Origin of the sequence: Flavobacterium sp., assembly GCF_024710485.1 — a bacterium.
GTDB lineage: Bacteria > Bacteroidota > Bacteroidia > Flavobacteriales > Flavobacteriaceae > Flavobacterium.
Genome location: NZ_JANJUQ010000015.1, coordinates 46,425 through 61,732, shown reverse-complemented (window position 1 = coordinate 61,732; position 15,308 = coordinate 46,425). Strand labels below are relative to the sequence as shown.

The following is a 15,308-nucleotide window of genomic DNA, read 5'->3' as shown; positions in this document are numbered from 1 at the left end:
CTTTTTCTATTAATAGAAAGTAGCTCTGTTATCAACGATATCAGCATCGTTTTTCAATGCTTGCATGAATCTGCCGGCATTGCCTGTAACTTGTGGCTTTAGTTTGGCTACATATTCTTTGTAATCTTTGATAGCCGGAGCTTTAGTAACCGCTTTAGGCATTACAACATATACACCCGAATTACCGTCGATTGGTTTAGAAATTTGACCGGTTTTAGTAGCGAAAGCAGTTCCTACTACTTTAGGTTCAAAACCTGCACCAGGTACCGATGGACTCTCGATAGTTAAATCAGTGGCGTTTAAAACCCCTACTTTATTTGAAGCAGCGATAGCGCTCAATGAGCTTCCGTTCATTTTGGCTTTAATCATTTCTGCTTTTTTCTTGTTTTTCAAGATGAATTCTACTTGAGGACGAGCATCTTCAACAGCCATTAAGCCTTTTTCGTTAATTTTTTTCAATTTCACAACGATGTGACCTACATTAACTACTTCAAAACGTTTTACGCTGTTGATGTCAGTTTCTTTGTCAAAAGCCCATTTTACGATTTGTCTTTGGTTGCTGATAGGACCAAAGCTTTCATCGATAGCTTTTACTCTTACAGAAGGACTAACCGTTAATTTCATTTCTTTAGCTAATGCCGCGAAATCTTTATTAGCGGCTTCCATTTCAAACTTAGTAGCTTGGGTGTAGATTTTATCTGTAGTAGCTTCAGACGGTTCGATTTTTTGTGCGATAGTTGCTAAACGAATGGCGTCTTGTTTGTCTGTTACATTGATAACGTGGTAACCGAATTCAGTTTCTACTAAACCGATTTTTCCGATTGGATTGTTGAAGACAAAATCGTTAAATGGTTTTACCATTTGACCCGGAGAGAAAAACCCTAAGTCACCACCTTGTTGTGCTGAGGAGTCATCCGAGTTGGTCATGGCCAACATCATAAACATTGAAGGATTGGCTTGTGCTTGCGCTAACAAACCTTCGGCTTTAGCTTTTGCTTGCTCTTTAGTTCTTTTTTCTTTTTTGTTTGGAACCTGAGTACCTTCCCAGCTAATTAAGATGTGACTGGCTTTGGCTTTAGCACCTGCTTTTCTGCCTAAAGCTTTTGAAATGCAGTAGTAGTTGCTGAATTGGTATGGTCCGTATACTTCACCTGTAGCTAAAGCAAATAATTTATCAGCGTGTTCTGCCGGTAAATCTTGCTTAGCGATGTAAGTGGAATCAAATGGAATATCAGAGTTCATGTTTACAAACTCAGCATTGTTAGTGGCTGCTTTGAAACCAGGAATAGTATCGTTTTTACCGTCTCTGTATTCGATACGAGTAGATAACAAACCGTTGATTTTGTTTTTGATTTCCGCTTCGTCTTCGTTAGAAGGCTTATCTTCGATTAAAACGTATTCAATTTCGCGTGATTCTTCCGCTTTGAATTTCTTTTCTTTGGTTTTCATGTAAGCCACAATGTCTTCATCTGTGATTTTAACATCACTGTCTTTGATAGAAGAATAAGGTACAGTTACAAAGTCGAAAGAAACTTTGTTCATTTCTGATTCGTACTTGAATTTACCTTCGGCATCGGTAGTAAATAAAGCGCCTTTTACTAATGAATTATAGATTTGGAATTTGGCATTCAATTCAGCATTTCTCTCTCTTTCTGTGAAAGCTGCCATTCCTTCAGGGTTGGCTTTGAAATAATCTTCAAATTTTTTCTCGTCGAATTTACCGGCTGCATTTTGGAACGCTGGGTTTTGACCAATATTCGGGTCTGCTTTGAAAACTTCCATGATATGTTTTTTACCTACACGCAATCCTAGTTTTTCAAATTCTGCAGCTACCAAAGCAATATTCACTTCTTGGTTCCAAATTTGGTTAGAAGCTTGAATAGCCGTCATAGGTTGACCGCTTTGATTGTTTTTTTCAAGATCGGCTACTTTAAGTCTGAATTCTTCGTAAGCTATATCCTTTCCATTAACGCTACCAACTTCTCTTGGTTGTCTGTTAAATCCGCCGCTTTGAATAGCTTCACCTATAATAAATGCGAATAGCGCAAATCCAATTGCCAATAAAAGTAATCCTGAGCGATTTCTAATTTTTGATAAAACTGCCATTTTTATTGTTGTTAATTTTTATTTCAGTTTGCGAAAATACAATTATCTGTGAAATAATAACAATCACCTAGTTATAATTTCAACTATTTTTTATTTTTTTTACAGAAATTAATCTAATACCGCCAATTTTACCAATTCAATTTTTTTGTTTGTAGCTTCTTCAATGGTAAATTGGAAATTTTCGATGGTAATTTGTTCTCCTTTTTGCGGAATTTCTTTAGAAAAGTCAACGATAAAACCACCTAAAGTACCGTAAGAATCACTTTCGGGGATGTTAAGTTTGTAGGTTTCGTTGAGATAAGCCACGTCGAGTCTGGTTGAAAATAAGTAAGTGTTTTGATTGAGCTGTTCTTCGGTTAAGGCTTCATCCGAATCGTGTTCGTCTTCAATTTCCCCGAATAGTTCTTCCACAATGTCTTCAATGGTAATGATACCGGAAGTTCCACCGTATTCGTCTAAAACGACAGCGACACTTTTTCGCTTTTTGGTCAGCAAATTCATGACGTCTTTGATGAAAATGGTTTCGGGTACAAACTCAACAGGAATCATAATCGATTTGATACTTCTCGGTTTTTTAAAAAGTTCAAAAGAATGAACATAGCCTACAATATCATCTAAGGTATTCAGATAAACCAAGATTTTAGAATAGCCGGTTTCAATAAAAAGCTGCCTTAAATCGGCTACAGAACTGTACAAATCAACCGCTACTAATTCGGTTCGAGGCGTCATGATATCTCGTGCTTTTACTCCCGAAAACTCCAAGGCGTTTTGGAAAATTTGGATTTCGGAATCTACCGTTTCATGGTCGTCTACCGCATTCATTTGTTCGGTAATGTAATTGCCCAGTTCGACTTTGCTGAAAGATAGGGTAATTTGATCACCTTCGGTTTTAAAAAAGCGCTTCAAGATAAAATCGGATATCCAAATGATAAATGACGATATGTAATAAAACAGCCGGTAGAAAAAATAGGCCGGAATTGCAAAAAACTTCAGTAAGCTGTTGGCGTAGATTTGAAAGAAAACTTTCGGCAGGAATTCGGAGGTCATCAATACTATGACCGTCGATACCAAAGTTTGAAGCAGTAAATTGGATAAATCGGTGAGTTCTAATCCGGTGTTTTTAAACCATTGCATTAGTAAATCGCCGGTAAAAAAACCGTAAATAACCAAAGCAATATTATTGCCTACCAGCATGGTAGCGATAAACTTTGAAGGTTTCTCTGTCAGTTTGGTTAGGGTTTTGGAAATAAAGTCGTCTTGCTTTTTTTCAATTTCCAGATAAATTTTATTGGCGGAAACAAAAGCGATTTCCATGCCGGAAAAAAAGGCGGAAAGGATCAAACAGACAACAATGATTCCGACCTCCATAGGCTATGGTTTTTTGTTGCGTTCGGCAAATTTCTTAGCGTAGTTTCTTCGGAAGAAAAACATGAAAAGCCCCACAAAGGTGAAAAGCCCCATCATTCCGGCTTTGCCGTTTTCTCCGGCTTGGTATTGGGTAAAGGCTTCAAAGGCAAACAAACCGGCAGCGATTAAGTAAGCGTATTGTGTAAATTTTAAATAATTCATAGTTATTCTGATTGGACTTGTCCTGATATTTTTTGTGAGTTTACTTTTTTAAAGTCTTTACTGAAATCGATTCCTTCGCCGTAAGAAACGCCTTTTGGAGAAGTAAATTTAAACTTTTTTTCGGTAAAAAACCATTCGTTTTTTTGATCGTAATACAATTGCTCGGTTTCTAAAACTTCTCCGTTTTGATTGGAAATTTTCACATCGCCTTGCAAATCGATGATGTTCGTGGTTTTATGTGAAATGGCGTATTTCGCGTCGATATAAGTTTCCTTGCCGTTTTTGTCGAAAAGTGTCAGGTGCATGCCGTTTGGAAATTCCGTAAAAGGAAATTCCACAGTGGCATAATCCAGCATTTTCGGGCTGATTAAGTTGGCCGTGATTCTGCCGGAATCAGTATACTTTAAGTTGATAGAATCAGCATCGCCGCTTGGAGTAAATTCGGATACGCCCATTTTTTGTACGTCTTTAAAATTACTTTCACACGAAGCAATGGTAAGGCAAAAAATGACTGCAAAAAGTGGTGTGCTATTTCTAAGGAATCGATTCATTACTTAACGGGAAAAGTGATGGTTTCGTTAATCCAACACCCGATGGTCAATGTTTTACCATTCATTTTTTCTTTGCTGATTTCGGAGGCTGTTAATGCTTGTGGTGCAAAATCTTCCGCCATTTTATCGGCAGCTGCTTTTAGTTTTGGATCCGCGATTGCTGCTTTTTGGGCTGTTTGAGCCGCTAACGTGAACACAGCTTTCTTTTCAAAATCGGTTTTGCCACATTCCTCAGCGCTGTAAGAATAAAGTTGGGCAATGAACAAATAAGCTCTTCCCATTTTCGGGTCAAACTGTAAGGCTTTGTTCAGGGTTTCTTTGGATTTAGCCATATCATTAGCCAACAAACCGGTGCCAAGAGTAAAGTAAATTTTGGCTTTTTCCTGTGGGTTGGTTTCTAAATCAGCGGCTTGGTTGTAATATGTTACAGATTCTTCAAATTTTCTTTGCTTTAAAGTAGCTAACGCCATAAAGTAGGCGGATTTTGAGGAGGCTTTTAAACTGTATAGTTTCTCTGCCATAGAGCTGAAAACCGGTTTGGCACTGCATTTAGCGGCCATGTTGGTTAGTGCTGTAATAAGCCAGGCTTCATTTTCTTTGTTGATGTTAAATTTTTTTTGAAAATAGGATTCTAAATTGTCACAGGTTACCAAGTCTTTTGCCAAGGCATTGATGCCGCGTTGAGCTGTTTTATAATCATTGGTGTTTTGTGTTTCAGAATTTTGGAGGTCGGTTAATAATGCATTGACTAATACGTATTTGTCCAAGGTTGAATCGGCGTTGTATTGAGATTCACCGGCATTGTATTTTTCGTGGCACAAACTGAAAAAGGTATAGATAGCATTGGCATCTTTAACCTCTTTAGCGGCTTTAGCAAAACCGCTTTCTAATAGTGCTAAAATTTCATTTTTAGTGCCGATTTGGTTATGGTGTAAAGTCATCGCTTTACTAACTTCGTAGTAAGGTATTGCTTTTGGGAAGTTTGTGTAAAATTGATCGTAAAGGGTTAAAATTCCACGGACTAATTTTTCCTTTTCCTCTGCGTTGGCTGCGTTATCAATTTTATATTGTAATATGGTCAAGCCATCTTGGTATAAAGTTTCACTATCTTTCGGACACTTTTTGATTACTTCGTTCCAAACCTCGTAAGAACCTGTGAAGTTTTTGGCTTTTAAGAGTTCTTGGTATTCTTTAGTTTTTAGCGCACAATCATATTTTTGTGCTTGGCTTACTGTTAAAACCAAAATACTTAGTAAACAAAAAAGTGCTTTCATATGAATAAGTTTTAGTCGAATTTACGTTTTACAAACCATTTATCACTCAATGACAAGCCGACACTGATGTTAAAATAATTTTCTTCTACTAAGTTATAATATTTTGTACCTCGTTTACCGTATTCGAAGTTAATATCAACATTGGAGAAGGTTCCGCTTAACGGTAGGCCGAAACCTATGTTCATAGCGGCATCTGTGATGGATTTATTTTGAAGTACCAAACCGGTATTTTCATAACGCAAACCGGCCCGGTAAACTATCTTTTTCAAATATCCTGTATAGGAATTATAATTAGGGATGAAATAACCGCCCAGAACATATCGGGTAGAGTTTTCAAAAACAGCATCGTCAATGTCGGTAAAACGATTGCTCATTACACTATTGTTGATTAGCGTGACCTCGCCGCCTAACAACCACTTTTTGGGTTGACCAATTCCGGTTCCAAATGATAATTTCGAAGGAATTTTGATTTCGGTATTATCTACTTCAATCTCTTCTCTTTGGATAGGTGTGATGTTTCCGTTAACTGAAAATTGTATCAGCTCAATATTTCTTGAGTTATCCAACTTTAATTTCGATTCAGGGCTGTAAGTTATACTGCTGAATAACGAGAGTTTTTCATTTAGCTTGGTTCGGTGGGTTAATCCAAAATCAAGATTAAATCCTTTCAAGTCTGAGAAGTTATTCTCGCGGGTGCCGTATTGTACCGTTTCGAGATATCTTAAGTTTCTGGTTTCTATGTTGCCGAAATTATATTGGATATTGGCTCCGAAGTTGATTTGCTTGGTGATTTTATAGCCTATCCCGGCGAATACTTTGTTAACCCCTCCAACGCCTGTGTATCTTGAAAATGTTGGGATAGCATCATCGGTTAGACTTTGAATTTTATAACCAACGGAAGAAAATGGGATCAATCCGAATCCAATCCCGAACTTACCGGCAGGTATCCCAACAGCCAAATAATCTAAAGAAGTTCTTCGAGCTTTACCATCGGTGGTTTCTGATTGGAATTTTGTATTAGCATAAGTACCACCAACAGCAAAAGAAGTCAGTTTTAAACTGGCAAAATGTGCCGGATTTTGAATGTTTAAGTGAATACTATCGGGAAAAACAGTTAAGCCGCCCATAGAACGAGTATCGACTGTGCCTTTGAACTTTATGTCTCCAATTCCGTAAAAAGAATAGGGTGAAGAAGTTCCTTCTTGGGCTAAAGATGTCAATGAAAAAAGTAAGCTCAGGCTTACTACAATTTTTTTAATCATTTTGATTGTATTGAAATGTTTGGTTCAAACTTTCCAGTAAGAAATTTGAATTGGCAAATATGGTATTTTTTAATTGTTTAGCCAAAAAATCTGCATCGCCTCCCGTTAAAATTATGATAAATTTATCGTAATCTGACTGATAGGCTCCAATAAAGCCTTCGATTTCATATCGAATACCGTTAACAACTCCGGAATGGATGGATTCTGCAGTAGAATTTCCAACGTAGTTGTCCAGATTTTTTTGATCCAACAAAGGCAGTTTGGCAGTGAATCGATGTAACGATTCGTAACGCAAACGGATTCCGGGAGAAATGGCACCGCCAAGGTATTGGTTGTCTTCGTTAATAAAGTCATAAGTAATGCAAGTACCGGCATCAATAACCAAACGATTTTGATTAGGAAATTGCAAAACTGCTCCGGTAGCCAAAACCATGCGGTCTAATCCAAGCGTTTCAGGTGTGCTGTACAAATTTTGAAAAGGAAATCGGCTTTGACGTGTAATCTCATAAATAGCGACCCTTTCTTTGAAATAATCGAAGAAGTTTTTGTCTAATTTCCCAACGGAAGAGATAATAAATAGTTCAATTTTGGGATACTCATGTAAAATAAAGCTAATTTTTTCCAGCACTTCTTTGTACTCGATATGAAACACTTTTAAAAGAGTATTGTGTTCAAAGACAGCGCTTTTAATTCGGGTATTCCCAACATCAATGGCTAAAAGCATGGCATGGTTTTTAATTAGGCTAAGGTAAGAATAGTTTTTTTTTATTATTTGTTTTGGATAAATTAAAAATCGTTCTATATTTGCACCCGCAACAGAGAAGGCCTAGACTTCGATGTAAAGTAAAAATGGTACCTTAGCTCAGTTGGTAGAGCAATGGACTGAAAATCCATGTGTCCCTGGTTCGATTCCTGGAGGTACCACTTCAAAACCCTGATAAACCCTTATCAGGGTTTTTGTTTTTATGCTCTTTATGATCCCAAAAGTTACTTAAAATGTTTTTTTGAACTCAAATGTTGCTCGGTCTTTGCAATTTTTTAGTTCAAATTTTTGTATTTCATTTAGTTATATTGATTGCTTGGCCTTTTTTGTAAGTCTATTAGTCGATTCTTTTTTGTTTTATAGTTAATTTACTATAGGAAATGCAAACCGCTTATCGACGCTTTTATGCCTTTCATATGGGTTTTACTTTAGTTTAACTAAATTCAAAATGTAGTAGGTTTTTCTAAGAGAAATTTGCAATTCAATATTTCGAAATTTAACCTCATGAATACTCATTTTAAGAGCATTCGTCTCGCTTTTTGCTTTTGCTTACTCTTTGTAAGTACACTATTCTCCCAAACACCCGGAACAATTTACAAACAAGCCAATTCTGTCCTAGGATAATCAATTTTGGATCCTAACGGTGATGGGTTTATATCCTTGACTAACAGTGGTTTTTCAGGAACGGATTATGGCGCAAATTCAGAACTCAGAATGGTGCCTTTGCCAATTATCGTTGGAGAGCCCGTTAATGATATTGTAACCGGTTCTAACGGAGGTCATACAGACATTGTCAGTTTCCAAGTTTCCGGAAGTAATTCGAGAGAATCTGCTTATGTGTTGTTCAAAACTGTTAATGGAGTTGATTATGTAATCATTAGGATGCGAATAGGGAAGGCGTCAACTTCTCCAAAAGGCTACTCTTTTTTAATTGATACCGATGGTGTTTTTGGTAACCAATACCCAAGTAATGCCAAAAACCCCGGTTTTGAAAGAGAAATAGTGTTACAAACCGGAAATCCGGATGCCGTTGTGGTTTATTCTCACGGTAACGGCGCACCAGTAGCTATAAAAACTTATCCGAACAATACCAATGTGCAACGCTCAGTAGCTTTATCTACAGTGAGTGGTGATGCAGATTATTTTTATGATTTCTTTATTCAATATTCAGATTTACAACTTTCCAGCGGTTCTCAACCGGTTGGGATAACTGCGGTAACTGTTACATCTGCAGGTAGTGGAATTTCAGGGACCATTTCCGATTTTAACGGAATTAATGACCAACAATATGGTGGAGACCCAATTAACATCATGAATGTGTTGATGACCACTTTTCCACCTTTGCCTTTATCAGCATTGACAGAAGATTTCAATCCCGATACATGGACCACCAAAACTACCAAGCCTATAGTTAATGAAGGTATAGTTGCCTCTAGCACCTCGATATCCGGCACTAGTTTAGAGGCTAATGGGACTGTAATAACAGTTTATAAAAACGACGTTTCAATTGGAACTACAACAGTAACTGGGAATTCATGGACATTGACCGGCGTTTCAGGATTGGTGTCTGGTGATTTAATAACTGCCAAGGCATTGGCCAGCAATAAAACCTTATCGGATATTTCCAATACTGTTATTGTTTCCCCTACACAGGAATGTTACATAGCGCCACCAGTAATTACCTCAAGATCCTCAACGAACATTTTGGGTACTTGGAGTGGAACCTCTCCGGTGCCAAACGGATCAAATATTCGAATTCAGTTGTACACACAAACAGACGAAAATACGATTACACTTTTTTCACATGCCAATGCTTTTGTTTTAGCGAATGGGACATGGACAGTGGTTACAGGTTTGGCAACTCCGGATTTTAACAATACAAACTTTGTCGCCAAGGCCGTTGATGTTAGCGCTAATTGTTTTTCAGGGCTTTCTAATGTTTCCCGTAAGTCTAGTGGAAGTACAAACCAAATTGGTGAAATTACGACCACTCCTACAGTAAATACTAATCCAATTTACCAGTCTGCTTCGGCTCAAACCATCAATGTAACTAACAATGCAACCTATGTAGCTTATTTAATCCTATACGTTAATGGATCAGAATTCAGCAGAACGTCAACTACCGTAGCTGCTGCCGGAAGTGCTAATTTTTCAGTTCCTGGGTTGCAGGAGGGAGATGTAGTTACCGCACGTGCTCAAGGCACCGGGACAACACCATCGTATTGGATTTCTAATGTTTCTAATGCTGTTGTTGTTCAGTTAAATACACCAACTCAGTCTATTGCTCCTGTTATTACTGGAACATACACCGCTGGTTCAGGAAAAACGATTACAGGAACGAGCACAGAACCTGCCGGTACTGAAATTAAAGTCTATAAAAATGGTGTTTTGTTAGGAACAACTACTGTAACTATTTTCGGGACTTGGCAGTTAACCAATCAAACATTGGCTGCAAATGATGTTTTAATAGCCACAGCTAAAGCAGTTGGGAAATCGGTGAGTGGGAATTCAAATAGTGTAACGGTTCAAGCTTCAGCACCTTCCCCTCCAACGGTTACCGGCTCCTATGTTGTTGGAAATACCAGTATCACAGGAACGGGGGGCAACACTTTAGTTAGGATTTATGTTGATGGTGCGCCTGTAGGTACTGCTACACCAAGTTCGGGGAATTGGACCTTGAGCGGACTATCCAGTAGTGAATTATACAGAGGAGCCGTAATCCACGCAACCAATGTTGTCAATGGTATAGAGAGTGCTATTTCTAATACTGTAACTGTTGCAGGTGTCGTGAGCTTTTGTATCACGGATGAAAATGGAAATCCATTAACAGACAAATATTCAGGCCAACCATTCAATATTAAAATCACAGCAAAATCTGCTTCTGGATGTGGTGCTTCAGATTTTACTTCATTTCAAAATAATGCCAATTTGTCTTCAAACAAATGGTTTGATCCATCAGGTGCTTCTCCAAATTTCACAAACGGAGTGCTCATTATTAATAATGTAATATTAGGTGGTACAGGTTCCGCTACCATTAATGCAATTAATCAAGATGATCCATCAGTTACCGGCAGCGCCACAATTAATATTTTAAATCCGGCTATTTGGGTTGGATCCATTAGTACTGACTTTAATACAGCTGGTAATTGGCTATACAATTATGTCCCGGGACCTAACGCTGATATTCGTTTTGCTACCCTTGCTTTAGACGGTGTTGATGCCATTCGAAATTGCCACTTAGATACTTACAGAATTATTGGAAATTTAGACTTTAAGAATTCTGATTTTAAGTTTAATTTAAATGGCAATAAACTTCAGTTGCGCGGTCAAATAACCAACAGTAACAGTACCTCCGGTTCATGGATGTCTAATAGCACTTCAGAATTGGAAGTGAAAGGGTATGGCAACACCGGTACTTTGCATTTTGCTACCGGAAGTGAAATACTGAATCTAACTTTAAACAATACCTCTTCGGGTGCCTTAACCTTGGCGAGTCCTCTTTCTATTAGAGGTGTTTTGAATATAGCAAATGGTACTTTCACTACAGGAAATGAGCTGACTTTTAAATCAGATGTCAATAAAACAGCTATTGTTGCTCCGGTTACTGGGTCTATTTCAGGTGCCGTTATTGTAGAGCGCTATTATCCTGCCAGACGAGCTTTTAGATTTGTTACTTCATCTGTTACAACTACTTCAACCATAAGAGCTAATTGGCAAGAAGGGGTTAATAATTTGAGTACCGATTACAGTTTGAACAGCAATCCTAATCCGGGCTTTGGCACCCATATTACCGGTGATATCACAGCAGATTATGGTTTTGACAGAACCAATACCACAAATCCTTCTATGTTTACATACAATTACCTAACCAATACTTGGACTGCTGTTCCCAATACCAATGTATTAACGTTAACAGCAGGTGTACCTTACAGAATGATGATTAGAGGAGACCGATCCATCGATTACAATACCAATACACCTCCACCTACCAACACTACTTTACGAGCCACCGGATTGTTGTATACCGGGACAAAAACGTATAGTTTCAGTAATATTCCTACCGGAACAGGATATTTGTTTATCGGAAACCCATACCAATCTCCGGTAGATTCCAAGAAAGTGCTCAGAGCCTCATCAGGTGTAGTGACTAACTACTTTTACTATTGGGATCCAAGGGTCAATACCCGAGGTGCTTATGTAACATTACAACATGACGAATTGGATGAAGCCAACGATATCAAAAGTGTGTCTCAAAGTAATGTTAGCCGATATATTCAGCCCGGACAGGCCGCTTTTGTTAAAAAAGCTGCCAATCAAACTAATGCCGCTGTTGTTTTTCAGGAAAGCTTTAAAAACACAGCAGCCAATGCTACCAATACACCGACAGTTTTTAGAAACAGTTCAGTGGTAAATTCATCAAATGCCTTTTTGCGTTTAGAGCTTTTTGAAAGTCAAATGTATCAAAATCAGCAACAAGCTTTAGATGGTTTGGTTATTAAATTCAATACCGATTATACGAGTACTGTGGACGAACAAGATGCTTCAAAGCTTCTAAATCAGGATGAAGATTTAGCGTGTAATTTAGAGGGTCGTTATTTCTCTATTCTAAGTCATAATTTGCCAATTGAAAGTGAAGAAATTCCGTTGTATACTAATAAGTATAGAAATGTTAACTACACTTTTGTAGCCAAGCTGACCAACTATCCGGGTATCAATACTTATATCTATGATGCCTATACACAACAATATTACCCGCTTACCAACGGAGAAACGCTTATCAATTTTACGGTTAATAGCACTATTGCCGAAACTACAGCTACTAATAGGTTCAAAATTGTGTTCTCTACTGCTGCTTTAGGAACCAATATGTTTGAAACAGGAGCTTACCTTTATCCTAATCCGGTAAATGAAGGAATGTTTGCCATATCTACCCAAGCTAATAATGAAAACATCAAAGTGTCTTTATACAATTCATTAGGTCAAGAGTTAGAAATCAGTACCAACAAAACCAATTCCAATTTGTTGCAGTGTAAGTCAGTAACAAATTTACAGTCGGGGATTTATCATGTGGTGATTGAGAATGATGGAGTAAGAACTACTAAGAAAATAATTGTAAAATAAAGAAAAAATGAAAAGTATAAATATAGCAAACAAGAAAGTGATTTTTTTATTTCTTGTTGTTTTCGTTTGTTCAACCATAAGCACCTTCGCACAAGACGAGCCTACATTTGATGATGATGTTTTGGATAATCCGCCGCCAACAGCTCCAATAGACTTTTGGCTGTACCCTATGATACTATTGGGTTTGTTATATGTTTATTTCTTTCTAAAGCGTTACAATAGTAAACTTAAGAGTGAATAATTTATCCGAAATTGAGAAGCAAGATTTTCTAATCGCTTTTGCGGCATCAAATCTTTATAACTACAGTTGCTGTTCTTTTTTAAGTATAGTTAAACCACTTAACCCTGATGAAAAATATCAGGGTTTTTTGTTTTCAGGAATTTTGCCAGTGAAAAATACATGTACAAACGCATTTAACACAAAAATAAGAGGTCAATTGTAAAATTTTCACTAAAATTGACGTCTTTAAACAGTCATCTATACAATGAAAACGAATTCAGTTTTAATCTTTTTGCTGTTATCCGCTTGGGTTACAGTAGCGCAACAAAAAATAAGTGTAGAAGAAATTTACGGTGGTGCCTTCAGAGCCGAAAACATGGAGGAGCTTTTTGCCATGAAAAACACCAATCAATACGCGGTTTTAAACTTTGACAGAAGTACCCGCAGTATGCAAATTGATTTACATGATTTTGCCACACTTCAAAAAGTAGCTACGATTATCGATACCAAAAAATTCCCTGAATTGGCCAACGGTATCGATAGTTTTGTTTTTAGTGCCGATGAAAAGCAGTTGCTTTTGGCCAATAATACCAATCCGATTTTCCGTCACTCGTTCACGGCAGATTATTTTTTGTATAACCTAAGTACTCAAAAATTAACTAAGGTATTAGAACAAGTACAAGAACCAACGTTTTCGCCCGACGGATCTAAAATAGGTTTCGTCAAAGCGAACAATTTGTACATTTTTGATATTACTTCAGGAAAGACAACACAAGTCACTTCCGACGGCAAGAAAAACAGCATCATCAACGGAATTACCGACTGGGTTTACGAAGAAGAATTCGCCTTTGTAAGAGCGTATGACTGGAGCGCCGACAGCAAAAAATTGGCTTACATCCGTTTCGATGAAACCGAAGTGCCGGAGTTTTCGATGAATGTTTTCAAAAAAGACTTATATCCTACGGTAGAAACTTTCAAATATCCTAAAGCCGGAGAGAAAAACGCCTTGGTTTCTTTGCATATTTACGATGTGGCTTCGAATGCTGTCAAAACAGTTAATTTGAGTAATTATAACGACTTCTACATTGCCCGCTTAAAATGGACCAACGAGGCCAATGTGCTTTCTGCTCAAGTATTAAACCGTCATCAAGACAATTTGGATTTGTTGTTTATCGATGGCAATACAGCTATTGCCAAAGTGGTTTTAAACGAAAAAGACAAAGCTTATGTAGATGTAACCGATAACTTGACTTTCCTTAAAGACAATAGTTTTATTTGGACTTCCGAAAAAGACGGCTTTAATCACATCTACTTATACGATAAAACCGGAAAACTCAAAAATCAAATTACTAAAGGACCTTGGGAAGTAACGGCTTATTACGGTTTTGACGAAAAAACAAAAACGGTTTTCTATCAATCGGTAGAGAAAGGTTCTATTGTTCGCGATGTGTACCGAATTAGTTTAGACGGCAAAAACAAAGTGAAGTTGTCCAATCAAATCGGAACCAATAACGCTACTTTCAGTCCGAATTTCCAGTATTTTATCAATTCGTATTCCAGCGTAAGCCAGCCTACTATTCATACTTTAAACAATGCTAAAGACGGAAAAGTAATCCAAACTATTATCGACAACAAAGCCTTAGCTGAAAAAGTCAAGAAATACGATTTGCCTACTAAGGAATTTTTCGAATTAACCACTGAAAAAGGACACAAATTAAACGCTTGGATGATCAAACCGAAAGATTTCGATGCGTCCAAAAAGTATCCTGTTTTCATGTTTCAATATTCCGGTCCGGGTTCACAACAAGTAGCCAATCAATGGTTAAATGCCAATGATTATTGGTTTATGATGTTATCGCAACAAGGATACATTGTAGCTTGTGTAGACGGAAGAGGAACCGGTTTTAAAGGTGCCGAGTTTAAAAAATGCACCCAAAAAGAGTTAGGGAAATACGAAGTGGAGGACCAAATCGATGCCGCTAAAGTCATTGGGAATTATGCTTATGTGGATAAAACCAGAATCGGTATCTTTGGCTGGTCTTACGGCGGATTCATGAGTAGTAATTGTTTGTTCAAAGGAGCCGATGTTTTCAAAATGGCCATTGCGGTAGCTCCGGTTACAAACTGGCGTTTTTACGATAGTATCTACACCGAAAGATACATGCAAACACCTCAAGAAAATGCAAGTGGTTACGATGATAATTCGCCTATCAATCACGTGAGTAAATTGAAAGGAAAATTCCTTTTAATCCACGGGACAGCCGATGATAATGTGCATGTACAAAACACTATGCAAATGATTGAAGCTTTAGTGCAAGCCAACAAACAATTCGACTGGGCCATTTATCCTGACAAAAATCACGGGATATACGGAGGCAAAACCCGCATTCAGTTGTATAACAAAATGACCAATTTTATCAAAGAAAATTTATAATCAACCTA

General features: G+C 37.6%; 9 protein-coding genes and 1 tRNA gene. 3 read left to right on the top strand and 7 right to left on the bottom strand.

Going from position 1 to position 15,308, the window contains the following annotated elements:
* Positions 1–9: 9 nt before the first annotated feature.
* From Q0M21_RS03270 to Q0M21_RS03240, 7 genes are all read right to left on the bottom strand, one after another.
* Positions 10–2,106, bottom strand: a complete 2,097-nt coding sequence (locus Q0M21_RS03270) for a peptidylprolyl isomerase (protein ID WP_295334682.1) — start codon at positions 2,104–2,106, stop codon at positions 10–12.
* A 108-nt stretch (positions 2,107–2,214) separates the two neighbouring features.
* On the bottom strand, positions 2,215–3,474 hold the full coding sequence (locus Q0M21_RS03265) for a hemolysin family protein (protein WP_295334679.1): 1,260 nt from the start codon (positions 3,472–3,474) through the stop codon (positions 2,215–2,217).
* 3 nt (positions 3,475–3,477) lie between these two features.
* Entirely contained in the window at positions 3,478–3,675 is a 198-nt protein-coding gene (locus Q0M21_RS03260) for a hypothetical protein (protein ID WP_295334676.1), read from the bottom strand.
* A gap of 2 nt (positions 3,676–3,677) precedes the next feature.
* Positions 3,678–4,226 carry an LPS export ABC transporter periplasmic protein LptC gene (lptC, locus tag Q0M21_RS03255; RefSeq protein ID WP_295334673.1) on the bottom strand — a complete coding sequence of 183 codons (549 nt, stop codon included), beginning with the start codon at positions 4,224–4,226 and terminating at the stop codon, positions 3,678–3,680.
* A complete protein-coding gene (locus tag Q0M21_RS03250) occupies positions 4,226–5,500 on the bottom strand; it encodes a hypothetical protein (protein ID WP_295334671.1) in 1,275 nt (424 codons plus the stop codon). Before Q0M21_RS03250 ends, lptC begins: the two co-directional genes overlap by 1 nt.
* 11 nt (positions 5,501–5,511) lie before the next feature.
* A complete protein-coding gene (locus tag Q0M21_RS03245) occupies positions 5,512–6,762 on the bottom strand; it encodes a hypothetical protein (RefSeq protein WP_295334669.1) in 1,251 nt (416 codons plus the stop codon).
* The gene (locus tag Q0M21_RS03240) at positions 6,755–7,486 is read right to left on the bottom strand and encodes a type III pantothenate kinase (protein WP_295334667.1); all 732 of its coding nucleotides are present in this window, start codon (positions 7,484–7,486) and stop codon (positions 6,755–6,757) included. Before Q0M21_RS03240 ends, Q0M21_RS03245 begins: the two co-directional genes overlap by 8 nt.
* A gap of 127 nt (positions 7,487–7,613) precedes the next feature.
* Between Q0M21_RS03240 and Q0M21_RS03235 the strand changes: the two genes are divergently transcribed.
* The 3 genes from Q0M21_RS03235 to Q0M21_RS03225 all read left to right on the top strand — a co-directional run bounded on the left by Q0M21_RS03235 (position 7,614) and on the right by Q0M21_RS03225 (position 15,300).
* Positions 7,614–7,686, top strand: a tRNA-Phe gene (locus Q0M21_RS03235).
* A gap of 469 nt (positions 7,687–8,155) precedes the next feature.
* Positions 8,156–12,646, top strand: coding sequence for a T9SS type A sorting domain-containing protein (locus Q0M21_RS03230; RefSeq protein WP_295334664.1), 4,491 nt, complete (start codon positions 8,156–8,158; stop codon positions 12,644–12,646).
* A 485-nt stretch (positions 12,647–13,131) separates the two neighbouring features.
* Positions 13,132–15,300 carry a S9 family peptidase gene (locus Q0M21_RS03225; RefSeq protein ID WP_295334661.1) on the top strand — a complete coding sequence of 723 codons (2,169 nt, stop codon included), beginning with the start codon at positions 13,132–13,134 and terminating at the stop codon, positions 15,298–15,300.
* Positions 15,301–15,308: the final 8 nt, after the last annotated feature.